The 23,395-nt window shown below is 69.0% G+C and carries 19 protein-coding genes; 11 read left to right on the top strand and 8 right to left on the bottom strand.

The features are described 5' to 3' along the window. Window positions 1–107 precede the first annotated feature (107 nt). The 8 genes from M5E06_RS24850 to M5E06_RS24815 all read left to right on the top strand — a co-directional run bounded on the left by M5E06_RS24850 (window position 108) and on the right by M5E06_RS24815 (window position 12,556). A complete protein-coding gene (locus tag M5E06_RS24850) occupies window positions 108–1,310 on the top strand; it encodes an ATP-dependent DNA helicase (protein ID WP_252140492.1) in 1,203 nt (400 codons plus the stop codon). A gap of 124 nt (window positions 1,311–1,434) precedes the next feature. Next, window positions 1,435–2,523 (top strand): YeiH family protein, encoded by a 1,089-nt coding sequence (locus M5E06_RS24845; protein WP_252140491.1) that lies wholly within the window; start codon window positions 1,435–1,437, stop codon window positions 2,521–2,523. A 211-nt stretch (window positions 2,524–2,734) separates the two neighbouring features. Further along, the gene (locus tag M5E06_RS24840; protein WP_136701983.1) at window positions 2,735–3,064 is read left to right on the top strand and encodes an HPF/RaiA family ribosome-associated protein; all 330 of its coding nucleotides are present in this window, start codon (window positions 2,735–2,737) and stop codon (window positions 3,062–3,064) included. A gap of 171 nt (window positions 3,065–3,235) precedes the next feature. Then, window positions 3,236–4,042, top strand: coding sequence for an alpha/beta fold hydrolase (locus tag M5E06_RS24835; RefSeq protein WP_252140490.1), 807 nt, complete (start codon window positions 3,236–3,238; stop codon window positions 4,040–4,042). A gap of 216 nt (window positions 4,043–4,258) precedes the next feature. Beyond that, entirely contained in the window at window positions 4,259–5,212 is a 954-nt protein-coding gene (locus M5E06_RS24830; RefSeq protein WP_252140489.1) for an AraC family transcriptional regulator, read from the top strand. A gap of 140 nt (window positions 5,213–5,352) precedes the next feature. Next, window positions 5,353–10,398: an AAA family ATPase gene (locus tag M5E06_RS24825; RefSeq protein ID WP_252140488.1), complete on the top strand. Its 5,046-nt coding sequence runs from the start codon at window positions 5,353–5,355 to the stop codon at window positions 10,396–10,398. Continuing rightward, a complete protein-coding gene (locus M5E06_RS24820; protein WP_252140487.1) occupies window positions 10,395–11,906 on the top strand; it encodes a response regulator in 1,512 nt (503 codons plus the stop codon). The genes M5E06_RS24825 and M5E06_RS24820 overlap by 4 nt, the downstream gene beginning before the upstream one ends. Next, window positions 11,906–12,556, top strand: a complete 651-nt coding sequence (locus tag M5E06_RS24815) for a response regulator transcription factor (RefSeq protein ID WP_252140486.1) — start codon at window positions 11,906–11,908, stop codon at window positions 12,554–12,556. Before M5E06_RS24820 ends, M5E06_RS24815 begins: the two co-directional genes overlap by 1 nt. Window positions 12,557–12,706: 150 nt before the next feature. Here M5E06_RS24815 and M5E06_RS24810 read toward each other — a convergent pair whose 3' ends face one another. The 3 genes from M5E06_RS24810 to M5E06_RS24800 form a co-directional block, all read right to left on the bottom strand. Beyond that, window positions 12,707–13,144 (bottom strand): EamA family transporter, encoded by a 438-nt coding sequence (locus tag M5E06_RS24810; RefSeq protein WP_109075885.1) that lies wholly within the window; start codon window positions 13,142–13,144, stop codon window positions 12,707–12,709. Window positions 13,145–13,181: 37 nt separating this feature from the next. Then, a complete protein-coding gene (locus M5E06_RS24805) occupies window positions 13,182–13,745 on the bottom strand; it encodes a histidine phosphatase family protein (protein ID WP_252140485.1) in 564 nt (187 codons plus the stop codon). Between the two features lie 222 nt (window positions 13,746–13,967). Next, on the bottom strand, window positions 13,968–14,798 hold the full coding sequence (locus M5E06_RS24800) for an SDR family NAD(P)-dependent oxidoreductase (RefSeq protein WP_252140484.1): 831 nt from the start codon (window positions 14,796–14,798) through the stop codon (window positions 13,968–13,970). 107 nt (window positions 14,799–14,905) lie between these two features. Between M5E06_RS24800 and M5E06_RS24795 the strand changes: the two genes are divergently transcribed. The 3 genes from M5E06_RS24795 to M5E06_RS24785 all read left to right on the top strand — a co-directional run bounded on the left by M5E06_RS24795 (window position 14,906) and on the right by M5E06_RS24785 (window position 18,844). After that, a complete protein-coding gene (locus M5E06_RS24795) occupies window positions 14,906–15,928 on the top strand; it encodes a LysR family transcriptional regulator (RefSeq protein WP_252140483.1) in 1,023 nt (340 codons plus the stop codon). Window positions 15,929–15,988: 60 nt separating this feature from the next. Next, window positions 15,989–17,632 carry a caspase family protein gene (locus M5E06_RS24790; protein ID WP_252140482.1) on the top strand — a complete coding sequence of 548 codons (1,644 nt, stop codon included), beginning with the start codon at window positions 15,989–15,991 and terminating at the stop codon, window positions 17,630–17,632. Window positions 17,633–17,758: 126 nt separating this feature from the next. Further along, window positions 17,759–18,844 carry an FUSC family protein gene (locus M5E06_RS24785; protein WP_252140481.1) on the top strand — a complete coding sequence of 362 codons (1,086 nt, stop codon included), beginning with the start codon at window positions 17,759–17,761 and terminating at the stop codon, window positions 18,842–18,844. A gap of 27 nt (window positions 18,845–18,871) precedes the next feature. Here the strand turns inward: M5E06_RS24785 and M5E06_RS24780 are convergent, their stop codons facing one another. The 5 genes from M5E06_RS24780 to M5E06_RS24760 all read right to left on the bottom strand — a co-directional run bounded on the left by M5E06_RS24780 (window position 18,872) and on the right by M5E06_RS24760 (window position 23,392). Next, window positions 18,872–19,117 (bottom strand): hypothetical protein, encoded by a 246-nt coding sequence (locus M5E06_RS24780; protein WP_252140480.1) that lies wholly within the window; start codon window positions 19,115–19,117, stop codon window positions 18,872–18,874. A 38-nt stretch (window positions 19,118–19,155) separates the two neighbouring features. Further along, a complete protein-coding gene (gene gap / locus M5E06_RS24775; protein WP_252140479.1) occupies window positions 19,156–20,178 on the bottom strand; it encodes a type I glyceraldehyde-3-phosphate dehydrogenase in 1,023 nt (340 codons plus the stop codon). Window positions 20,179–20,280: 102 nt separating this feature from the next. Further along, window positions 20,281–21,021 carry a phosphoglycerate kinase gene (gene pgk / locus M5E06_RS24770; protein ID WP_252140478.1) on the bottom strand — a complete coding sequence of 247 codons (741 nt, stop codon included), beginning with the start codon at window positions 21,019–21,021 and terminating at the stop codon, window positions 20,281–20,283. Between the two features lie 17 nt (window positions 21,022–21,038). Then, a complete protein-coding gene (locus M5E06_RS24765) occupies window positions 21,039–21,992 on the bottom strand; it encodes a DMT family transporter (RefSeq protein ID WP_252140477.1) in 954 nt (317 codons plus the stop codon). Window positions 21,993–22,165: 173 nt separating this feature from the next. Next, window positions 22,166–23,392, bottom strand: a complete 1,227-nt coding sequence (locus M5E06_RS24760) for an acetate/propionate family kinase (protein ID WP_252140476.1) — start codon at window positions 23,390–23,392, stop codon at window positions 22,166–22,168. Window positions 23,393–23,395: the final 3 nt, after the last annotated feature.

The following is a 23,395-nucleotide window of genomic DNA, read 5'->3' as shown; positions in this document are numbered from 1 at the left end:
AGATGGTGTCGCCGCGCTGAAGTTCTATGGACAAGTTCTATGGACTGGCGGTGCGTGCTCGGGCTACTGTGCCGTCTTCATTCATGGTTTGATCCCGGTTCGATCCAATGCAGTCCGACACCCCGACCGACGAGCAGCATCGCGCGATCCAGGCGATCGACGCCTGGTACAAGGACGATGACGCCCAGCAGGTCTTCTGGCTCGCCGGGGAGGCCGGGACCGGCAAGACCAAGACCACCGCCTTCGTGCTGGAGCATCTGCTGGAACGCCGCCGGCTGACCGACTATGTGGTGGGCGCCCCCACCGGCAAGGCGGCGCAGGTGCTGCGCCAGAAGGGGATCGAGGGGGCGGCGACGCTGCATTCGCTGCTCTACGCCCCGCGCAAGGACGGCGACACCGGCGAGCTGTTCTTCGCCCGCCGCAGCGACGGGCCGGTGGCCGACGCCGACCTGATCGTCTGCGACGAGGGGTCGATGATCGGCGACGATCTGGCGCGCGACCTGATGCGGACCGGCAAGAAGATCCTGGTCATCGCCGACGATTATCAGCTGCCGCCGGTCTCCGGCCAGGGGCTGTTCACCAGTGGCGAGCCCGATTTCCGCCTGACCGAGCCGCACCGCACCGCCCGCGAAAGCCCGGTGATCCGGCTGGCCCACCTGCTGCGCCGGCAGGAGATGCCCCGGCGGTTCGGCTCCGTCGGCAAGGTGCATGTCCTGCCGCTGGAAAACCGCACCCAATCGCTGGTGATGCGGACGTCGGCGCAGGCGATCTGCGGCACTCACCGCGTCCGCACCACCTACACCAAGCGGATGCGCAAGCTGCTGGGCCACGATTCGGTGATGCCGCAGGCGGGGGAGCGGGTCATCTGCCGGCGCAACCAGAAGGACGAAGGGCTGTACAACGGCATGATCGGCGCGCTGACCCGTCCGGCCGCCGAGGCGCAGGGCCGCGAGGCCGGCCTGTGGTCGCTGGGCGTGCAGATGGAGGACGAGGTGCGGTCGCGCGGCAAGCTGATCGTCCATCCCTGGATGTTCCAGGCTCATTACAGCGAAGGCATGGTCCAGCCGCGGGTGGGCAAGGACATCCAGCTCTATGACTGGGCGTGGCTGATCACCTGCCATGCCTCGCAGGGGTCGGAATTCCCGTCGGTCACGGTGGTCGACGATTCGGCCGCCTTCCGCGAGCATCGCTGGCGCTGGCTCTACACCGCCGTCACCCGCTCGCGCGAGGAGTTGGTGCTTCTGCTGCGCAACGCCGACCTAGGCGGGCCGTGGCAGGTTCCCGAATTCGACGACCGTCTGCCGGCCTGAACCAATAAATCCAGTTTATCGAACGCATCACTTCTTTGCGTTGGATGTGATCGGAAGCGGTCTCCATATTTCACGTGTCGGGACGGTATTTTCCGCTCCCGACCGCTTCCGGAGACTTCTTCCCATGGTTCGTGATACCGCAGCACCGGGAAGCCCCGTGCTTTCCCGCGTCGGCGGCCTTCTGCCCGGCCTTGCCCTGTGCGTCGCCGTTACCGCCCTGGCCTTCGCCGCGGCGGAGGCGGAGGTGGCGCTGTTCGGCCAAGCCTGGATCGAGGCGCTGGTCCTGGCGATCCTGATCGGCACCGTGATCCGCACCGCCTGGACGCCGTCCGCGCGCTGGCATCCCGGCATCGGCTTTTCCGCCAAGATCCTGCTGGAGGTGGCGGTCGTCCTGCTCGGCGCGTCGGTCAGCGCCGCCACCATCCTGTCGGCGGGGCCGGCCCTTCTGCTGGGCATCGCGGCGGTGGTGGCGATGGCGCTGCTGGCCGGCTTCGGCATCGGGCGGCTGCTTGGCTTGCCGGTGCGCATGGCGGTGCTGGTGGCCTGCGGCAACGCGATCTGCGGCAATTCGGCCATCGCCGCGGTGGCGCCGGTGATCGACGCGCACAGCGACGATGTCGCCGCCTCCATCGCCTTCACCGCCGTGCTGGGCGTCGCCGTCGTGCTCGGCCTGCCGCTGCTGGGATTCGGGCTGCAACTGAGCGGGGTGCAGTATGGCGCGCTTGCCGGGCTGACCGTCTATGCCGTGCCGCAGGTGATCGCCGCCGCCGCGCCGCTGGGCGCCACCGCCGTCCAGATCGGCACGCTGGTGAAGCTGGTGCGGGTGCTGATGCTGGGGCCGGTCTGTCTGCTGCTGTCGCTGCTGGCGCCCCGGCTGGGCGGGGAGGGGGCAGGGGGTGCTACCAGCGGCGTCACAGTGGAGCGTCCGCGCCGGACCCATCCGCCGGTCCACCATCTGGTGCCGTGGTTCATCCAGGGCTTCCTGACGATGATCGTCCTGCGCTCGCTGGGGCTCATTCCCCATGCCGCCCTGCCGGCGATGGAGCATGCGGCGACCCTGCTGACGGTGGTGTCGATGGCGGCGCTGGGACTGGGGGTCGATGTGCGGACGGTGGCGCGGGCCGGCGGGCGGGTTACCGCGGCGGTCGTCCTGTCGCTGCTGGTGCTGGGCGGCATCAGCCTGACGCTGATCCGGTTGATCGGGCTGGCCTGAAAATCGCCTGGGCCTGAAACGGGCGGGAGTCTACATCCGGCAACCAGGGAGCGCATTGATTCAGATTAATGCAGGATTCCGCCACTGTGCGATCCTGAGATCACCAACCCCTCTCGCCGGCCCCCCAAACCAATCGGCCGGACGGCGGGGTGGGCCCCGCGGGGGAGACGCCTTGCAGGTGCCGCTCCCGCGCAGAACAAGGAGTATGGTCATGCGTCAACCGGTGCAGATCGCCTTCCGCAACATCGACCCCTCTCCCGCCCTGGAGCATCTGATCCGCGAACATGCCGACAAGCTCGACCGCTTCTTCGGCGGCATCATGGCCAAGCGCGTGGTCTTCGAGGTGCCGCACCGCCACCAGCATCAGGGCAAGCATTACACCGTCCAGGTCGCGCTGACCGTTCCCGGTGACGAGTTGGTCGTGCACAGCGACAAGTCCGGCAACCACGCCCACGAAAGCGCCGATGCGGCGATCCGTGATGCCTTCGATGCCGCCCGCCGCTCGCTGGAGCGCTTCGCCGAAAAGCAGCGCGGCGAGTGAAGGCCGGCGCCTTCTGACAGACCTACCCTGAACCATCCCTTCCGCGCCCGTCCGGTCCGTCCGGACGGGCGCATTGCATTTCTGCGGCGGGACCATGCCGTGCCGATCCTGCTTGCAGGTGCGCTGCACACTATGGTTGTGTCAACCAGTGCGCATCGTCAGGGTCCTGAAATGATCGAAAACAGTTCCTCGATTCTGGAGAGCCACAATGTCTCCGTGGTCGGATCGGGGGCGGAGACGCTGGTCCTGATTCCCGGCTTCGGCACAGAACAGGTGGCCTGGCGCCATGTGGTGGCGGCATTCCGGGGCGGTTATCGCATCGTGCTGCTGGATCTGGCGGGTGTCGGGCCTGGAAGCCAATCCCACTTCGACCATGTCCGCTATGGCTCCCTGGACGCCTATGCCCGCGACGTGACGGCCGTCCTTGAAGCGCTGAGGATCGAGAACTGCGTCTGCGTCGGCCATTCGGTGGCGGGGATGGTGGCGGCGCTGGCCTCGATCAGGGCGCCGTACCTGTTCCGCAAGCTGATCATGCTGGGTGCGTCAGCCTGCTACTGCAATATCGGCGACTATCGCGGCGGGCTCGACGGCGCCGACATCAACGGCCTGATCGACAGCGCGACCCAGGACTATATGCAGTGGACGGCGCGCTATGGGCAAATGGTCGTCGACCGCCCGGCGGAGGACCCGACGGTGCGGGAATTCGTCGCCACATTGCGGGCGATGCGCCCGGACATGGCGCTGTCGCTGCTGCTGACCGTGCTGCGCAGCGATCTGCGCAGTCGCCTGGGCGAAGTCACGGTGCCGGCCGTCATCCTGCAGACCCGGCAGGATCCCGCGGTGACCATTGAGGCGGCGGAGTTTCTGCGCGACCATCTGGCGGACAGCGTGCTGGAGATCCTCGACGCGTCGGGCCATCTGCCCCACCTGTCGTCACCCGACACGGTGATCGCCGCACTTGCGCGCCATCTGTCCTGAATTTGCTAATTTAGTGATAGTCTTACGGAAATCTTACGCCGAACCATCAGAACCTAAACCAAGGTATAGGGTGGTTCTACCTAAACACTGCCGTGGTTAATCTGCGTCTAGTGGTTCGCGGCATATGGTCGCGTTTACCCTGTGTGGGCAAGTCGGGCGGGCGGTCTTCCGGAAAACGGAGACGCCGGGCCGCAAGCAAACGCAAGGGAGACGCACATGGCCTCGGCCCATCAGACCAATCTGCATCTGCACTATGTTCCGACGCCGGACGAGCCGGAGGTGCTGGTCGTCGGATCGGGCGGCGGCATGGTCGGGGTTTCGCGAATCCGCTGCGCGTCCGGCGGCGTCGGCCATTTCAGTCCGGCGTCCGAAGACGCGTTCCTGGTCAGCCACCATCTCTCCAACTTCCAGTCCGACGTCTGGGTCGACGGACGGCTGGTGGAGAAACCGGCCGACATCACCGGGCTGACCTCGATCCACGACTATCGCCGCAAGATCGACTGCCACATGCGCACGGCCTTCGACACGCTGACCTTCCATCTGCCCCGCGCGGCGCTGGAAAGCGCCTGTTCGGAGTCCCGCGGCGGGCGTCTGGCCGATCTCACGATCCCGCCCAGCACCCCGATGAACGATCCGACGGTGCGGGCGCTGGCATCGGCCATCCTGCCGACGCTGGAGTATCCGGAGCGGATCAGTTTGCTGTATCTGGACCATGTCTGCTCGGCGCTGGCGACCCACATCGTCACCGCCTATGGCCGGGTGAGCGAGCCCAAGCCGGGCGGGACGCTGGCGCCGTGGCAGGAAAGACGGGTGAAGGAGATGATCGCCGCCAACCTGGACGGCGACATCCGGCTGGCCGACCTCGCCGCCGAATGCCGGCTGTCGGTGGGGCATTTCGTCCGCGCCTTCCGCCGCACCGCCAACACCACGCCCTACCAATGGTTGCTGCACCAGCGGATCGACCACGCCAAGACGCTGATGCGGGACGGGTCGCAGACGCTGGCCGACGTGGCGCTGGCCTGCGGGTTTGCCGATCAGAGCCACTTCACCCGCACCTTCAGCCGGCTGGTCGGCATTTCCCCGCGCAGCTGGCGGCGACGCAACGCGGGGGCAGACACGCCGATGCCGGTGGGCCGACCGCCCTGCGCGCCTGCCGAACTTTCCCTTTGATAGAGCGAGAATGTTAGGGTGAGGGGGGATGCACTGCGTGGCTATCCCAAGAATCCTCGCCGCGCGACCCCCTCACCCCGACCCTCTCCCCGGGGGGGAGAGGGGATGGTACAGATGCTGCGCTGGGGAAAGGCCGTTTCATGGAGTCCAGTCTAGACCATCTGACGGAGGCGGGATCCGGCACCCATGCGCTGGGCGGCGACGGGGAGACGCGGCTGCTGCGGGTGACGCGGCCGGGGCAGCCCTTTCCCATCCTGGCGCGGATGGCCGATGCGGCCGCGCCGGCCGAGGCGGTGCTCGCCCGCTTCCGGCGGGAGCATGAGCTGTCCCGCCGGCTCGACCCGGCATGGGCGGTCAAGCCGCTCGATCTGCTGCGCCATGGCGCTGTGCCGGTGCTGACGCTGGCCGATCCGGGCGGGCAGCCGCTGTCGGCGCTGTCGGCCACGTCGCCGTCCATTTCCGCTGAAACCTTCCGCCAGCGGCTGACCCTGGCGATCCGAATCGCCGGGGCGGTGGCGCAGCTGCATCGCCGCGGGCTTCTGCATGGCGATCTGCGGCCCTTCAACCTGCTGGTGGCGGAGGACGGTGCGGTGCGCCTGACCGGTTTCGGCCGCGCCGCCGACCTGTCGGACCCGCAGCGCCACGAGGTCGAGCGGCCGGCGGCGCTGCTGCCCTATATGGCGCCAGAACAGTCGGGGCGGATGAACCGGCCGGTCGACTGCCGCAGCGACCTGTATGCTCTGGGCGTCACGCTGTACGAGCTGTTCACCGGCGAGCTGCCCTTTGCCGCCCGCGATCCGATGGAATGGGTGCACAGCCATCTCGCCCGCGCGCCGATTCCGCCGGCCAGCCATGCCCCCGACCTGCCGCCGGCCATTGCCGACATTCTGCTGCGGCTTCTCGCCAAGATGGCGGAGGATCGATACCAGACCGCCGACGGCCTTGTCCGCGACCTCACCCATGCCCTTCAGCTGTGGGACGCGCAAGGCGGTATCCCCGCCTTCCCGGCCGGCCGGCGCGACCTGCCGGAAGGGCTGGAGCCGCCGCCGTCGCTCTATGGGCGGGAGGAGCCGGTCGCCGCCCTCCAGGCCGCCTTCGACCGCGTCGCCGGCCGTGGCCGGATGGGCATCGTCCTGATTTCCGGCCGGTCCGGCGTCGGCAAGTCGGCGGTCGTCCATGCGCTGGAGGAGCAGTTGGTGCCGCCGCGTGGCCTGTTCGCCGCCGGCAAGTTCGACCAGGGCCGGCGCGATCTGCCCTATGCCAGCCTTGCCGAGGCTTTTCGCGGGCTGGTCACCCGCATCCTGGCCCTGCCAGTCCCGCACCGCGACCAGTGGTGCCGCGGGCTGGCGGAGGCGGTGGGCGACGGCGGCGCGCTGATGACCGCGCTGATCCCCAACCTCGCCCTGCTGATCGGTGAACAGCCGGCGGTGCCGCCGCTGCCGCCGCAGGAGGCGCAGAACCGTTTCGACCTGCTGTTCCGCCGGGTGCTCCAGCTGTTCGCCCGTCCCGACCACCCGCTGGTGCTGTTCCTCGACGATCTGCAATGGCTGGACCGCGCGACGCTGGACCTGCTGGATCGGCTGGTCGCCGACGGCGGCATCGGCCATCTGCTGCTGGTCGGCGCCTACCGCAGCGACGAGGTGGGGGCCGACCACCCGCTGGCCGCCCTGCTGGAGCGGATCAGGGGCTCTGCTTCCGAACCGGCCGGTGTGGAGATCGATTTCTGTGAGATCGCGCTGGGGCCGCTGTCCTCCGGCGATCTGCGCCGGATGGTCGCCGACAGCCTGGGCCGCAAGCCCGAGGAGGTGGCGGCGCTGGCGGCCCTGCTGGAGGAGCGGACCGGCGGCAACGCCTTCTTCGCCGTGCAGCTTCTGACCGCGCTGGAGCGGTCCGGCCGGCTGTGGTTCGACCGCGAGGCCAGGCGCTGGGACTGGGATATGGCGGCGGTGGAGACGGCGCGGTCGGGCGCCGGCATCGCCACGCTGATGACCGAGCGGCTGGGCGCCTTTCCCGCCGGGGCGCGCGACCTGCTGGCCCGGCTCGCCGCGCTCGGCGCCAGCGCGCCGCTGGCCACCCTGGCGCTGGCCGCCGGCCTGACCGAGGCGGAGGCCGAGCGAAACCTGGAACCGGTGCTGGCCGAAGGGCTGATCCTGCGCATCGACGGGGGATACCGTTTCCTCCACGACCGGGTGCAGGAGGGGGCCTATGCCCTGGTGCCGGCGGAGGGGCGCGGCAGGCTGCATCTCGACATCGCCCGCGCCCTGCACCGCGGGTTCGCGGCCGATCTGTCGGGGGAGCGGCTGTTCGCGCTGGTCGGCCAGTATGACCGCTGCCTGTCGCTGATCCAGGACGGGCGCGAGCGGGAGGAGGTGGCGACCCTGCACCTCGCCGCCGGGCATCAGGCCAAGGCGGCCAGCGCCCACGGCTCCGCCCTCGCCTATGCCTTGGCGGGGTTGCGCCTGCTGGAGGGTGGCCAGTGGGAGCGGCGGCACCGGCTTGCCTTCGCGCTGGAGCATCTGCAGGCCGAGTGCGAGTTCCTCAGCGGCGACCTGCGGCGGGCGGAGCTGCGGCTTCAGGGGCTGGTCGGGCGGGCCGAATGTCCGGCCGACCGCGCCGCCATCACCGCGCTGCTGGTCACCGTCTACACCGCCATCGACCGCAGCGACCGCGCCATCGACGCCTGCCTCGCCTATCTGCGCGGCGCCGGGATCGACTGGCCGGCCCATCCGCCGGCGGCGCTGGCGCAGAAGGAATATGCGGACCTGCGCGCGGCCATTGGCGACCGGCCCGTCGCCTCGCTGGCGGCGCTGTCGGCGGTGAGCGACCCCGACAGCCGGGCGACCATGGACGTGCTGGCCGCAGCCTTGCCGCCCGCCTTCTTCAGCGACCGCAATCTGGTCTGCCTGATCCTCTGCCGGATGGCGAACCTGACGCTGCGGCATGGGCGCAGCGACGCCTCCGCGCTGGGCTTCGCCTATCTCGGCATGATGGCCGGGCCGTACTTTGGCGATTACGCCGCCGGATACGAGTTCGGCCGGCTCGGCTATGATCTGGCGGAGCGGCAGGGGCGGACGCGCTACCGGGCGCGGGTGCTGATGACCTTCGCCTATCATGTCGTGCCCTGGACCCGCGACATCCGCAGCGAGCGCCCCCTGCTTCTGCGCGCGTTCGAGGAGGCGCGGGAGGCGGGGGACGTCACCTATGGCGGCTTCACCAGCGTGACGCTGGTCACCAGCATGCTGGCGTCGGGCGACCCGCTGGCGACGGTGCAGCGCACGGCGGAGGCGCGGCTCGCCTATGTGCGGCAGGTGAAGTTCGGTCTGTGCGCCGACATCCTGACCACGCAGCTGCAACTCGTGCGCGCCCTGCGCGGGCGGACCGACGCGCTGGGGTCCTTCGACGGCAACGGCTTCGACAATGCCGCCTTCGAGGCGCGGCTGCTGGCCAACCCCAGCCTGGACATCGCCACCTGCTGGCACTGGATTCGCACGCTTCAGCTCCGCTGCATCGCCGGCGAGATGGCGGCCGCGGTCGAAGCGGCGGAGCGGGCCGAAGGGCTGCTGTGGACCACGTCCGGCCATTGGGAGATGGCGGAGTTCCATTTCCACGCCGCCCTCGCCAGGGCTGGCGCGATGGACGGCGCGGAACCGGAAGAGCGCGCCCGTCACGCCGTCGCGCTGTCCCGCCACCTGGGCCAGCTGCGCGAATGGGCCGGCCACAGCCCGGACAGCTTCGACGCGCGCTTCGCCTTGGTGGAGGCGGAGGCGGCCCGCAGCCAGGGGCGGACCGAAGACGCCATGCGCGGCTATGACCGCGCGGTCCAGGCCGCCCGCCGCACCGCGCTGCCGCATGTGGAGGCGCTGGCCCAGGAATGCGCCGCCGGCCTTTACCGCCGCATGGGCCTGCCGACGCTGGAACTGGCCTGCATCCGCGAGGCGGCGGACCGCTATGGCCGCTGGGGGGCGGCGGCCAAGGTCCGGCAGCTCGCCCGGCGCTATCCGTCGCTTGCCCTGGAGCCGGCCGAGGCGGCGGTGCCGGAGGCGCCGCGCGGCTTCGACGGCGTCGATCTGGCCTCCCTGCTGGAGACGCTGCGCGCCGTCTCCGACCAGTCGGGGGTGGAGCAGCTGACCACCACCCTGCTGACCCTGGTGCTGGAGCATGCCGGGGCCAGCCGCGGCCTGCTGATCCTCGCCCGCGGCGAGCGGCTGCGGGTGGAGGCGGAGGCGACCACCGGGCTTTACGGCGTGTCAGTCCGGCTGGTGCAGGAGGATGCCGACCGCTTCCCGCTGCCCCACGCCATCATTCACGGCGCCATCCGCGACCAGGAGGCGGTGATCGTCGACGACACCCGCGCCGCCGGTCCGCTGTCCGCCGACCCCTATTTCCACGAGACGGAGGCGCGGTCGATCCTGTGCCTGCCGCTGGTCCGCCGCCGCCGGGTCGTCGGGCTGCTGCATCTGGAGAACGCGCTGGCGACCTACGCCTTCACGCCGCAGCGGGTCAATGTGCTGACCCTGCTGGGCGCCCAGGCGGCGGCATCGCTGGAGACGGCGACGCTGGAGGAGAAGGACGCGCTGCTGAAGGAAATCCACCACCGGGTGAAGAACAACCTGCAGCTCGTCACCAGCCTGCTGAACCTCCAGGCGCGCCGGATCGAGGACAAGGCGGTGGCCGCCCTGTTCGCCGACAGCCGCGACCGCGTGCGGTCGATGGCCCTGGTCCATGAGAGCCTCTATCGCCTGGGCAACTTCGCCCGCGTGCCGATGCGTGAGCATCTGGACTCGGTCTGCGCCCACCTGTTGCGCGCCTATTCCCGCCATGCCGGGGCGGTGCGGCTGGAAACCGAGATGGACGACCTGAAGCTGGACCTCGACCGCGCGGTGCCCTGCGGGCTGATCGTCAACGAACTGGTCTCCAATGCGCTGAAGCACGCCTATCCGGGCGGGCGGGGCGGGGTGCTGCGCGTGGTGCTGACGACGGACGGCCGGGACTGCCGGCTATCCGTTCGGGACGACGGCGTGGGCTTGCCCGAAGGTTGCGATCCCGATAGGATGGACTCCGTAGGTTTCCAGCTTGTTTCGGATTTGAGCAGTCAGTTGCACGGAACTCTGAAATACAGCTTCAACACAGGCGCCGAATTCATCGTCACCTTTCCTTTGAAGGGGCGCAATCGGGGAAGTGAATGATCGCGGCACGCATCCTGATCGTCGAAGACGACCGCATCGTTGCGCGCGATATTCAGCATCAACTGTCCCGCATGGGGCATGTGGTGGTCGGCATGTCGGCCAGCGGCGAGGATGCCGTCCGGCAGGCGTGCAGCCAGCAGCCCGATCTTGTCCTGATGGACATCCGGCTGGAAGGGGAGATGGACGGGATCGAGGCGGCGCGGCGGATCCGCGATGCCCACCGGATTCCCATCGTCTTCCTGACCGCTTACGCCAATGACGAGGTGGTGCATCGCGCCAGCCTGACGGAGCCGTTCGGCTATCTGCTGAAGCCCTTCGAAGAGCCGCAGATGCGCACCGTCATCCAGATGGCGCTGTACAAGCACGCCAGCGACACCCGGCTGCGGCTCAGCGAGCGGCGCTATGCCGCCACGCTGGCCAGCATCCGCGACGGCGTCATCCTGAGCAACCGCGACGGCCGGGTCGATTTCATGAACCGGGCGGCGGAGACAATGACCGGCTGGACCGCCGCGGAGGCCGCCGGGCAGCCGCTGTCCGCCGTCTTCGTCGCGGTGGACGAGGAAACGCTGGAGCCGCTGGAGGATTTCTCCGCCGTCGTCCTGCGCAGCGGCGATTTCGCCCCGCCGGAACGCCAGTCCCGGCTGCTGCCCCGCGATGGCGACGAGCCGGCCGGAATTGTCGTGGAGGAGCGATGCTCGGCCATCATCGACGATCGCAATGAACTGGTCGGCTCCATCCTGGTGTTCCGCGATCTGACTCAGCGCCGCCGGATCGCGGAGGCGTTGCGAACGGCGCAAGCCGACCTTGCCCATATCGGCCGGCTGACCATGATGGGCGAGCTGGCCGCTGCGGTCGCGCATGAGGTGAACCAGCCGCTGATGGCCATCGTCACCAATGCCGGCACTTGCCTGCAGCATCTGTCGCAGCCACAGCCCGACCTCGATAAGACCCGCGTGGTGGTGGAGCGGATCGTGCGCGACGCCCAGCGGGCCGGCGATGTCGTCCGCAGCATCCGCGCGCTGGCCCGCCGCACCCCGGCAGACCCCGGCTGGGTCGACATCAGCGCGCTGGTCGCCGACACGCTGGAACTGGTGCGGGCGGAGCTGCGCCGCGCCCGCGTCATCGTGGAAACCGACCTGCAGGCCGAACCGCCCTGGGTCCATGGCGACCGGGTGCAGTTGCAGCAGCTGGTCCTCAATCTGGTGATGAACGCCATCGAGGCGATGTCGGCGGAGGATTTGCCGGAACGGCGCCTGCGCATCGTCACCGGCAGCGATGAGGGCTGGTTCCGCGTCCGGGTCGAGGACAGCGGGCCGGGCCTCGGCGAAGCCGATGTCGACGCCATCTTCCGCGCGCTGTACACCACCAAGCCCGACGGGTTGGGCATGGGCCTGTCGATCAGCCGGTCGATCGTCGAACTGCATGGCGGACGGCTGACCGCGACGCCCGGCGCGTCCGGCGGAAGCGTGTTCGAATTCGTGCTGCCCGTATCGCCCGGAGGCAAGTGATGGGGAGGAAGGCGGAAGCTGTGGTGGCGGTCGAGACCGTCGTCATCATCGACGATGACGAAGCCGTCCGCGAAGCGCTGGAGGGGCTGCTCGAGTCCGTCGGGCTGCAGGTGAAGAGCTACGGCTCGGTGCAGCAGTATGTCGACCAGCGCCCGGCCATCGATGTCGGCTGCATGGTGCTCGACGTGCGGCTGCCGGGGCGCAGCGGCCTGGATTTCCAGGCGGAGCTTGCGCGGTCCGGCAACAGCCTGCCGGTGATCTTCATCAGCGGCCATGCCGACGTGCCGATGTCGGTCCGCGCCATGAAGGCGGGGGCCTTCGAGTTCCTGACCAAGCCGGTCCATCACCAGGAATTGCTGGACGCCATCCACGCCGCCATCGCCGCCCATGGCGAGCGCCGCTGCCAGGAGCGCGGCCTGAGCACGCATCGCGCCCGCTTCGAGACGCTGACCGCGCGCGAACGCGAGATCACGCTGATGGTGGTGTCCGGCCTGCGCAACAAGCAGATCGCCGACGATCTCGGCCTCAGCGAGGCGACGGTGAAGCTGCATCGCGGGCAGGCGATGCGCAAGATGGAGGCCCGCTCCGTCGTCGAACTGGTGCGCATGGTCGACGGACTGACCACGACGGCAGACGGGCGAGGTCAGTAAGGTCGGCGCCACGTGACCATTGGCGGGGTCGGTCGGCAGGCGCTGTCCCTGCGCGATCGGCGGAGGAGTTCCTTCGCCATGAACGGGCGGCCTGAGACCGCCTGAAGGCCGAAGACCACCGGTCCGCCGGATCCGCCACGGGTCCGGCGCTCATTTGAACGCCAGCAGGATCACCCCGGCGGCGATCAGCACCACGCCCAGCCAGTTCGGACCGGACAGCTTCTCGCCCAGGAACAGCACGCCGAACAGGGCGACCAGCACGACGCTGAGCTTGTCGACCGGCGCCACCTGGGACGCCGGGCCGAGCTTCAGCGCGCGGAAATAGCACAGCCAGGATGCTCCGGTGGCGAGACCGGACAGCAGCAGGAACAGCCACGTCCTGCCCGACACCGCCGACGGCGACAGCGATTGGCCGGAGGCAACGACGATGCCGATCAGCATCACGAAGATGACGGCGGTTCGGATCAGCGTTGCCATGTCGGAACCGACGCCTTCGACGCCGACCTTGGCGAAGACGGCGGTCAGCGCGGCGAAGCAGGCCGACAACAGCGCCCACAGCATCCAGGACGGAAGCAGGCCATCTGTCATTTTCTTGGTTTCCTTCAGCTTTCCGATTCCCTGTGCGTCAGGGCACGCGCACCCGGTCGATCTGCTCCGGATTGGGAGTGCCGTTCGCACGCAGCAGCACCGCCTCGCCCGATGCCGGAAAGATGCCGGTCAGGGCGGTGACGGTGACCTGATGGGTGACCAGCACCACCGGCTTGCCGTCGCGCGGCAGGTCGGCCAGGAACTGGCGCAGCTGGGTGGTTCTGTCCTTCTCCTCCTCCTGCCGGCCGAAGAAGGAGTTGAGGGCCGGCATCTCCTTCACCGGGCCGAGGTCGAGCAGGCGGGCGGTCTCCAGGCAGCGGCACCATTGGCTGGACAGAACCTGGGCCTGATCGACGCCGAGCTGCCGCAGCCGCTCGCCGATCCGTGTCGCCTGGGCCCGTCCGGCATCGCCGAGAGTGCGCTGGGTGGCGCAGTCGTCCAGCTTGAAGTCCGGCGGATCGCCGGTGCCGGGCGCTTCCGCATGGCGCATCAGCACGACGAGGCCGGCCGTCTCCAGCGCAGCGGCGGGCGCCGCCATCGGCGCCGCCAAAAGGGCGGCGGTGGACAGGGTCATCAGGATGCGGCGGCTCAAGCTGGGCATTGGCATCTCCGTTGGGGAGCGGCGCCCGGCTTTCTCCTGCCGGGACTGCGGCTCACCCCATGTGGACCGAGAATGCCCGACGGGAGCGAGTGCGTCATCATGGCCCGCAGCCGTCTGCTCAACACCCGATCCCGTCACCTTGTTGCCGCCGGCTTCGCCGTCACGGCGGCGGTCGCCCTGCCCCGCCCTGGCGTCGGGACGGCTGATCGCCTACCTGTAGCCTCAAGCCTGTTCGACGAAGTCGGTGCGGCGGGTCACGCTTTCCCAGGCGTCGATTTCCGCGATCACGGCGTCGAGCTTGGCGCGGGCCCGGTGGAGGGCGTCGGACCCCAGCAGCAGATGGAGCGGCGGGCTTTCGGAACGGACGGCGGCCAGGATGGCCTGCGCCGCGCGATCCGGGTCGCCGAGCTGACGGCCGGCCATGCCGTCGAAAGCCGATGACATCCGCCCGACGCTGTCGGCGTAGGCCGCGTCTTCGGCAGCGCTCTTGCGGATCGAATGGGTCGATAGGAAGTCGGTACGGAAGGCGCCGGGCGCCACTGCCGTCACTTTGATGCCGAGCGGACCGACCTCCTGCGCAAGACTGGAGGACAATCCCTCCAGGGCGTGTTTGGCCGCTGCGTAGAGACCGGAACCGGCGCCGGGCGCCCGTCCGGCGATGGACGTGACGTTGACGATGTGCCCTGTCCCCTGGGCGCGCAGGCGGGGCAGGGCGGCGCGGATGATGCGGAAGGGGGCGAACACGTCGACCGCGAACAGCCGGGCGACCTCGTCGTCGCTCGCCTGTTCGACCGCCCCCAGCAGGCCGTAGCCCGCATTGTTGACGATCACGTCGATGCGGCCGGCGAGCGCGAAGGCCTGGCCGACGGCGGCCTCGGCGGCATTGCCGTCGGCGAGATCGGCGGTCAGGACATGCAGGGTGCCGTGCTCAACTGAGAGGTCCGGCCTGCCGCTGCGGACGGTGCCGATGACGGTGTCGCCCTCCGCAAGGGCCGCCTTGGCGAGTGCCAGCCCAAGGCCGCGCGAGATGCCGGTGATGAACCATGTGGTCATGGGAAGTCTCCTTTCGCGTCCAGAGATACATCCGGTGACCGGTTAACAGAATAACCGGATTTCTGATGAAACTTGTAAGTCTTGCTAAAAAATGGTTTCCTAACGTTATGGATCCCTTGCTCTCCGGCAGCGACTACAACCAGCTTCGCGCGTTCCTCGCCGTCGGCGAGACGCTGAGTTTCAGCCGCGCGGCAGAGCGGCTGGGCGTTTCCCCCTCGGCGCTCAGCCAATTGGTGCGCGGGTTCGAGGAGCGGGTGGGCGTGCGGCTGCTCAACCGGACCACGCGCAGTGTCGCGCTGACCGACGCCGGTGAGAATCTGTTCCGGCGCGTCCAGCCGGCCATCTCCGAACTCGGCGACGCCATCGGGCAGGTGCGCCGGTATCGCGAACGCCCGTCCGGCATTGTGCGCGTCCACAGTTTCCGCGCGGCGGCGGAACTCTACATCGAGCCGATGCTGGCGTCCTTCGCCCGAGACTTTCCGGACGTCGTGCTGGACATCACGCTGGACGATGCGGTTGTGGATCTGGTGGCCGGCGGCTTCGATGCGGCCATCCGGATCGGCGAAGTGATCGACCGCGACATGGTCGCCATGCGTCTCGGTCCGGACCTGCGGCAGATCGCCGTGGCGTCGCCCAAATATCTCGATCTTCATGGCCGGCCGGCTCATCCGCGCGATCTGGTCGGCCATCGCTGCATCCGCTGGCGCTGGCCAGGGCATGTGATGCCCTACGCCTGGGAGTTCTTCGGCAACGGCTCCTGGTTCGAGGTGGCGGTCGAGGGGCCGCTGATCTTCAACGACAAGGACATGGCGTTGCGCGCGACCCTGCGGGGAATCGGGATCGGCTTCTGCGTTGAGGATGCGGTGGCCGGCCATATCGCAACGGGAGAGCTGGTTCCGCTGCTGGAGAACTGGTCCGCAGCCTTTCCCGGCCGGTTCCTGTGCTATCCGCGCCAGCGGCAAATGGCCCCGGCCTTGCGGGCCTTCATCAACGCGGTCCGCGCGATCGATTCCAATGGGGTCGATTTCAGGGCGATCGATTCCGGGGCGATCGATTCCAGGGCGGTCGCTCTCAGGACGGACGACGATGTGGATGCCTGGCCCCGGCAGGAGGATCGTCGCCGTCCTTGAAACCCGTGCCGTTGCCCGGGCAGAGTGGCGGCAACGCTTCCGACCCGAAGGACATTGGCCTTGAACACCCTGGGACGCTCCATCGCGCTCGCCCTGTCCCTTTTCGTCTGGGGGGCCGGATCGGGAGAGGCCGCGGCGGACAAGCGGGTGGCGCTGGTGATGGGCAACAGCAGCTATCACCATGCGCCGCGGCTGCCCAACCCGGTGAACGATGCCAAGGCGATGGCCGAGTCCCTGCGCGCGGCCGGATTCGAACTGATCGGCGGAGAGCCGCAGCTCGACCTTGACCGGGCGGGGACCGAAAAGGCGATCCGCAGCTTCGGCGCGAAGCTGGCCGGCGCCGATGTCGGGCTGTTCTTCTATGCCGGGCACGGCATGCAGGCCCGCGGCACCAACTATCTTCTGCCGGTCTCCGCCAATCTGGAGAAGGAGGCCGATGTCCGGTACGAGCTGATCGACGTCGCCATGGTGCTGGACGAGATGGCGCTGGCGGAAAGCCGGCTGAACATCGTCATCCTGGACGCCTGCCGCAACAACCCCTTCGGCGGGCGCGGCCTGCGCGCGGCGTCGCCCGGTCTGGCCCAGATGCAGGCGCCGGCCGGCACGATCATCGCCTATGCGACCCAGCCCGGTGCGGTGGCGGCCGACGGCGCGGGGGCCAACAGCCCTTATACCGAGGCGCTGTCGAAGGCCATGCTGAAACCGGGGGAGGCGGTGTTCGACGTTTTCAACGATGTCGGCATCACGGTGAAGCGCAACTCGGGTGGCGTCCAGCAGCCTTGGGTTTCGGCCTCCCCCATCGAGGGGCGGTTCTATTTCCTGGGGCCGACCACGGTGGTGACGGCGCCCCCGGCCGATGCGCCGGCCGCCGGGGCCGCCACGGCTGCCGACAAGGAAACGCTGTTCTGGGACAGCATCAAGGGCAGTTCCAACCGTGGCCTGTTCGAAGCCTATCTGAAGCAGTTCCCGCAAGGCACCTTCGCCCCGATCGCCGAGGCGCGGGTCGCCGAACTGGGCGGTGCGGCGAGCGCAGCCGCTACGACGGAGCGGGCGCCGGTGTCGGTCGCCGCGCTCGCCGCCCCGCCGGTGCCGGTACCAGCCCCCGTTCCGGCCCCGGTCCCGGCTCCGGCAACCGCGCCGATGGATGTGTCGGCGATCCCCTATCTTAGCGGCAAGTCGCGGGCCGCGCTGTCCACGTATCCGGGACTGCCGTCGCCCAAGGCGCTGGCGATCTCGACGAAGGGGAACTACGCCTACTTCTCCAACAAGTCCAACAGCCGGACCGAGGAGGACGTGAAGCGCAGCGCCCTGCAATATTGCCAGTACCGGGCGGAGGAGCCCTGCACCCTCTATGCGGTCGGCGACGCGGTGGTGATGGAGGGCAAGCGTTTCGTCCCGATGCCGGTGGAGATCCTGGGCTCCGGCCGCTTCGATCCGGCGCGCGTGCCCTTCGTCAGCGAACACACGCGTAAGGTCGGCATGGTCAACTACCAGCGCAATCCCGGACACAAGGCTCTTGCCCTGACGCTGACCGGCCGCTGGGCGTCGGTGTGGGACCGCGACAGCGAGGAGGAGGCCGGCACCGCGGCGGTGGAGAAGTGCGAGCAGGCCGGCGGCAAGGAGGAGTGCATGCTCTACGCCGTCGGCGACACGGTTGTCCTCGACGAGCTGCCGGGCGAGCAGGAGGACGAGGAGGAGGACTGAGCGGAAAGGCCGGAACGCCGCGCCGCCGGTCAGCGCCGGCCGACCGACGCATCGCACTGTCTCTGGTGATTTGCGGCGTCATGCCCGACACTGAGCGTCAGTCGGAGATGGACCGGGATTGACGGGATGAGCGGGTGGCGGAGCGTGCCGGCGTCGTGGATCGCGCGGAACCGGTCAAAGCTGGTGCATGCCCTGCGGATGACCGTCTCCACCCTGGCGACCTTCCTGCTGGCGGAGGCGCTGGACCTGCCGCAGGGTTTCTGGGCGGTGATCACGGCGCTGATCGTCACCCAGAGCAATGTCGGCGGATCGCTGAAGGCGGCGCTGGACCGCTTCGTCGGATCGCTGGTCGGCGTGGCCTATGGCGGGGTGATCGGCCTGCTGATCCCGCACACCGACGGGCTGATGCGTGCCGTGGCGCTTCTGGCGGCGGTGGCGCCGCTGTCCTATCTCGCCGCCATGTCGGCCGGCTTCCGCATTGCGCCGATCACCGCGATCATCGTGCTGCTGGGCACCGCCGGGGCGAACCTCGGTCCGCTCAGCTTCGCCACCGACCGGATGCTAGAGGTCGGGCTCGGCTGCCTCGTCGCCATCCTGGTCTCGCTGCTGGTGGCGCCGGCCCGCGCCTCCCGCTCCGTGCTGGACACGGCGGCTGAGGTGGCGCGGCTGATGGCCGACCAGCTCGACGCGCTGGCCGTCGCCGACGACGCCTCCCAGGCGACCATGAACCGGCTGGTTGTGCGCACCCGGCAAGCCCTGACCCGGTTGGAAACCCTGGTGGGGGAAGCGGCGCGGGAGCGGCGGAGCCGGCTGGCCGACATGCCCGATCCCGATCCGCTGCTGCGCACGCTGATGCGGTTGCGGCATGACGTGGTGATGCTGCGCCGGGCGGTGGGGGAGCCGCGGCAGGACATCCCCGACCGCGACGTCTGCCCCGACTGGACTCCGGTCGCCGCGGCGGGAGCGGCCATTCTGCGTGGTCTGGCCGATGCATTGGCCACCGGTCGGCCGCCCGACCGCTCCACCGCGCTCGCCGATGCGCTGGCGGCCTATCGCAGCGGCATCGACCGCACGCGGGCCGAAAGGCAGACTCGCCACATGCCGACCGACTGGCTGTGGCGGATGTTCGGCACCGGCTTCGTGCTAGAGCAGTTCCGCCGCAATCTGGACGACCTCGTCGAACGGACCGCCGACTTCGCCGCCCATGGGTAGGCGGTGGTGAAAGGCGGTTCCGCCCGATCAGCGGTCGCCCAGATCGTGCTCGATCTCGGTCACCAGCCGCTCGGCGCATTTAAAGGCCAGATGGCGGTCGTCGTCGCTCATTCCCTGCATCGGGTCGGACTGGGCCGGGAAGGACTCCGACCGGCAGAGCCGGCGGCCCGAGGCGCAGACCATCACTTCGTAGTGGCGGCTGTCCTCGTTGAACAGGCACTCGGACTCGAAGCCCTTGGCGTCGGTCTCGGTCCACATGATCGTCTTGCTCATCGTCCGGCTCCTTCAGGTCTTGGGTCGGCGTGGTTGATTTATTTGGCGTTCGCCATGGCGACCGCGGTGTCGGCCATCCGGTTGGAGAAGCCCCACTCGTTATCGTACCATGCCATGACGCGAACGAAATTGCCGTCCACAACCTTCGTCTCCATGCTGGCGAAGGTCGAGCTGTTCGGGTCGTGGTTGAAGTCCGACGACACCAGATCCTCGTCATAGGCGGCGAGGATGCCCTTCAGCGGGCCGTTGGCGGCATCGGAGATCGCCTTGGTGATCTCTTCGACCGAGGTGGCGCGCTTGGCGGTGAACTTGAAGTCGACGACCGACACGTTCGGGGTCGGCACGCGCATGGCGGTGCCGTCCAGCTTGCCTTTCAGCTCCGGCAGGACCTTGCCGACGGCCTTGGCGGCGCCGGTGGAGGTCGGGATCATGTTCAGGGCCGCGGCACGGGCGCGGTGCAGGTCCTTGTGGTTGGTGTCGACGATCCGCTGGTCACCCGTGTAGGAGTGGATCGTGGTCATGAAGCCCTTCTCGATGCCGACAAGGTTGTTCAGCACGAAGGCCACCGGGGCCAGGCAGTTGGTGGTGCAGGAGGCGTTGGAGACGATTCGGTGCTCGGCGGTCAGCTTGTCGTGGTTGACGCCGTAGACGACGGTGATGTCCTCGTCGGTGGCCGGGGCCGAAATCAGCACCTTCTGCGCACCGGCTTCCAGATGCTTGGCGGCATCGGCGCGCTTGGTGAAGATGCCCGAGCATTCCATGGCGATCTCGACATTGAGATCCTTCCACGGCAGCTTGGCCGGGTCACGCTCCTGCACGACCTTGATGGAGTGGCCGTTGACGATGAGCACGCCGCCCCCGTCTTCAGATTGGGCCGTCTCGATGGTGCCGGGGAAGCGGCCGTGGACGCTGTCGTACTTCAGCAGGTGCGCGTTGGCCTTCAGATCGGCGAGGTCGTTGATCGCCACGACCTCCACGTCCTTGCGGCCGCTCTCGTAGATGGCGCGCAGAACCAGACGGCCGATGCGGCCAAACCCATTGATCGCTACCCGTACAGCCATGATGTGCTCCAGTCGTTCCGTTGCGGTCTCGTGCCGGTTGGGGCGGAGACTCGTGTCAACCAGGGAAAGCGGGCTTCAACCCGCAGAGATTGCAATTTCCGTTCAGGCGGGAACGGCGCGCGGCGACATCGCATCCAGCCATGCCGGCAGGGCGTCGCGGGTGGTCAGCTCGCTGAAGCGGTCCTCCACCCCGGCCGCGGCCAGCGCCGCGATGGTGTCGTCGCCGGCCGCCACCGAGCGCAGGCCGGCGTCGCGGGTGCGCCGGGCGATGAACCACGCCAGCGCGTCGGTGCCGCCGTCGAAGGGGGCGATCTCGCAGACGCCGAGCGGGCCGGTCCAGACGACCGTCCGGGCGGCTTCGACGCAGGCGGTCAGCCGGGCCGCCGTCGCCGGGCCGATGTCGAGGACCATGTCCTCCGGCCCGATGGCGGCGCAGGAAACGATGCGGTCCTCCGCCCCCTTCCGCGCCTCGGTCGCCACCACCACGTCGACCGGCAGCAGCACCTCGCAGCCGCAGGCCTTCGCCCGGTCCAGCAGTTTGCGCGCGCCGTCGACCAGATCGTAGTCGCACAGCGAGGCGCCCATGTCGGTGCCGGTCGCCGCCAGGACGCTGTTGGCGATGCCGCCGCCCAGCGCCAGCACGTCGACCCGCGTCACCAGCCGGACCAGCAGGTCCAGCTTGGCCGACAGGTTCACACCGCCGACGATGGCGCAGACCCCGTTGCCGGGCCGTCCCGTCTTGTGGGCCGGGGTCCTGCCTCCCGTGTCGCGGCCGCCCGCGATCAGGCGAAGCCGGCTGGTCAGGTGCGGAGCCGGGCTGCCTTGGGCATCGATCGTAAGCATGATGCCTGTCCTTTCCTTCAAACCAGTCTCGTTGTCGGTGCCGCGCGTCGCGGTGGGAGGGGGGATGCTGCGCCTTCGATTTCGCGGCGCCGGGTTTCGCGGTAGAGGATCAGCAGGCCGCTGCCGATCACCACCGTGGCGCCGATCACCACATGCGGAGCCGGCACGTCGCCCCAGACCAGCCAGCCGAGGACCGACGCATAGATCAGGCTGGCGTAGCTGAAGGGTCCGACCACCACCGCCCTGGCCAGCGCATAGGCCCGCGTGCTGAAATACTGCGCGCCGCCGCCGGCGATCCCCATCGCCACCATCAGGGCCAGCGCATGCCCGTCCGGCGTCGTCCAGCCCAACGGCAGGGCCAGCGCGCTGAGCAGGGTGGAGATCACGGTGAAGTAGAAGACCGTGGTCACCGGCCGTTCCGTACGGCCCAGCTGGCGCATGGCGATCATCGCCAGGGCGTAGCAGACCGCGGCGACGAGCGCGACCAGCGCCCCGCGGTCGAGCATGCCGGCGCCGGGCTGCACCATGATGAGCACGCCGGCGAAGCCCACCACCACCGCCCCCCAGCGGAAGGCGCCAACCTTTTCCCCCAGCAGCGGCACCGACAGCGCGGTCAGGAACAGCGGGGCGGAGTAGGAGATCGCCACCGCATTGGCCAGCGGCATCAGGTGATAGGCCCAGAACAGCAGCACCATCGACGCCAGACCGATGACCGCCCGCCACAGATGCCCCTGCCAATGGTCGGTGTGCAGGCAGCTCCGCCCGCCCGCCGCGGCGACCATGGCGACCGCCGGCAGCAGGGCGAACAGGTTGCGGAAGAAGGTGACCTCGCCCAGCGGATAGCTCTCCGCCAGCAGCTTGGCCAGCGCGTTCATGACGGTCATCAGGACCATCGCCAGCAGCATCGACAGGATGCCGAGCCGGACGTTTTCCGGAGGGGTGGCGATGGGGGATGTGGGGGGCTGTTCCATGATGATGTTTCCGATCTCCCTCTCCCCCCGGGGAGAGGGTCGGGGTGAGGGGGATGCACAGCGTGGCTATCCCGAGAATCCTCGCCCTGCGACCCCCTCACCCTAACCTTCTCCCCGGGGGGGAGAGGGGATCCCGCGTGCGGGAGAGGGATCTGCTGGAGGGGAGAGGGCGCTCAGGCCGCCCGGCTCAGCTGCGTTGCGGCGATGACGCCCAGCGTGTGGCGGGCGATCATCCGTTCCTCGTCGGTCGGGATGATGAAGACCGGCACGCGGCTCTCCTGGGCGGAGATGCGGGTGGCCTTGGCGCGGTTGGCCGCCGGGTCGATGGAAACGCCGAGCCAGGACAGCTTCTCCGCCACCCGCGACCGCACCAGCGTGGAGTTCTCGCCGACGCCGGCGGTGAAGACCACCGCGTCCAGCCCGCCCATCGAGCCGGCAAGCGCCGCCACCTGCTTGGCGACGTTGTGGCAGAACAGCTCCACCGCCTCGGCGGCGGCCGGCAGGTCGGAGTTCTCCAGGTCGCGCATGTCGTTGGAGATCCCCGACACGCCCAGCATGCCCGACTTGTGGTAGAGCAGCCTTTCCAGCTCGTCGGCACCGTAGCCCTTCTCGCGCATCAGGTAGATCAGCACGCCGGGATCGATGGCGCCCGGCCGGGTGCCCATCGGCACGCCGTCCAGCGCGGTGAAGCCCATGGTGGTGTCGACGCTGTGCCCGGCGCGCATGGCGCACAGGCTGGCGCCGCTGCCGAGATGGCAGACCACGACATGCGCGTTCGCCAGTTCCGGCGCCACCTGCGGCAGGCGGTGGGCGATGTACTCGTAGCTTAGGCCATGGAAGCCGTAGCGGCGGATACCCTCCGCCGTCAGTTCGCGCGGGATGGCGAAGGTCTGCGACTGCCAGGGCTGGGTCTGGTGGAAGGCGGTGTCGAAGCAGGCGACCTGCGGCAGCGACGGGTAGACCTGGGCCAGCGCCCGCATGGCGGCGATGTTGTGCGGCTCGTGCAGGGGAGCGAGCGGGATCAGCTCCTCCAACTGGTCGAGCACGGTCGGGGTGACGCGGACAGGCGCGGAGAAGCGGGTGCCGCCATGGACGACGCGATGGCCGGCGGCCACCAGCGTGGCGCCCTTCAACTCGTGCCGTATCCAATTGAGCAGGAAGCCAAGCAGGCCGGCGCGGTCGGCGGGGGCGACCTCGTCCAGCACCCCGTCGGCAAGGACGCGGCGCTGCGCGTCCTTGGCCTGGAAGTGGGGGGCGGTGCCGATGCCGGAGATCTGGCCGGTGACGACCGGTTCGATCTCGGCGGCGCTGCCACCTTGAAAGACGCAGAATTTGAGGCTGGAGGAGCCTGCGTTGATGACGAGGCAGGCGTCCTCGCTGGAGTTCGACAGTGCGGACATAAC

The sequence above is a fragment of the Azospirillum sp. A1-3 genome (assembly GCF_023806445.1).
Classification (GTDB): domain Bacteria; phylum Pseudomonadota; class Alphaproteobacteria; order Azospirillales; family Azospirillaceae; genus Azospirillum.
Note: the sequence above shows the minus strand (reverse complement) of the source record. Positions and strands in the feature narration are given on the sequence as shown.

Coding starts and splice junctions, on each gene's coding strand:
- M5E06_RS24810 (WP_109075885.1), bottom strand. CDS start 13,144: ATGACAGATGGCCTGCTTCCGTCCTGGATGCTGTGGGCGCTGTTGTCG.
- M5E06_RS24800 (WP_252140484.1), bottom strand. CDS start 14,798: ATGACCACATGGTTCATCACCGGCATCTCGCGCGGCCTTGGGCTGGCA.
- M5E06_RS24850 (WP_252140492.1), top strand. CDS start 108: ATGCAGTCCGACACCCCGACCGACGAGCAGCATCGCGCGATCCAGGCG.
- M5E06_RS24820 (WP_252140487.1), top strand. CDS start 10,395: ATGATCGCGGCACGCATCCTGATCGTCGAAGACGACCGCATCGTTGCG.
- M5E06_RS24845 (WP_252140491.1), top strand. CDS start 1,435: ATGGTTCGTGATACCGCAGCACCGGGAAGCCCCGTGCTTTCCCGCGTC.
- M5E06_RS24825 (WP_252140488.1), top strand. CDS start 5,353: ATGGAGTCCAGTCTAGACCATCTGACGGAGGCGGGATCCGGCACCCAT.
- M5E06_RS24780 (WP_252140480.1), bottom strand. CDS start 19,117: ATGAGCAAGACGATCATGTGGACCGAGACCGACGCCAAGGGCTTCGAG.
- M5E06_RS24835 (WP_252140490.1), top strand. CDS start 3,236: ATGATCGAAAACAGTTCCTCGATTCTGGAGAGCCACAATGTCTCCGTG.
- M5E06_RS24830 (WP_252140489.1), top strand. CDS start 4,259: ATGGCCTCGGCCCATCAGACCAATCTGCATCTGCACTATGTTCCGACG.
- M5E06_RS24840 (WP_136701983.1), top strand. CDS start 2,735: ATGCGTCAACCGGTGCAGATCGCCTTCCGCAACATCGACCCCTCTCCC.
- pgk (WP_252140478.1), bottom strand. CDS start 21,021: ATGCTTACGATCGATGCCCAAGGCAGCCCGGCTCCGCACCTGACCAGC.
- M5E06_RS24795 (WP_252140483.1), top strand. CDS start 14,906: ATGGATCCCTTGCTCTCCGGCAGCGACTACAACCAGCTTCGCGCGTTC.
- M5E06_RS24805 (WP_252140485.1), bottom strand. CDS start 13,745: ATGCCCAGCTTGAGCCGCCGCATCCTGATGACCCTGTCCACCGCCGCC.
- gap (WP_252140479.1), bottom strand. CDS start 20,178: ATGGCTGTACGGGTAGCGATCAATGGGTTTGGCCGCATCGGCCGTCTG.
- M5E06_RS24760 (WP_252140476.1), bottom strand. CDS start 23,392: ATGTCCGCACTGTCGAACTCCAGCGAGGACGCCTGCCTCGTCATCAAC.
- M5E06_RS24815 (WP_252140486.1), top strand. CDS start 11,906: ATGGGGAGGAAGGCGGAAGCTGTGGTGGCGGTCGAGACCGTCGTCATC.
- M5E06_RS24765 (WP_252140477.1), bottom strand. CDS start 21,992: ATGGAACAGCCCCCCACATCCCCCATCGCCACCCCTCCGGAAAACGTC.
- M5E06_RS24785 (WP_252140481.1), top strand. CDS start 17,759: ATGAGCGGGTGGCGGAGCGTGCCGGCGTCGTGGATCGCGCGGAACCGG.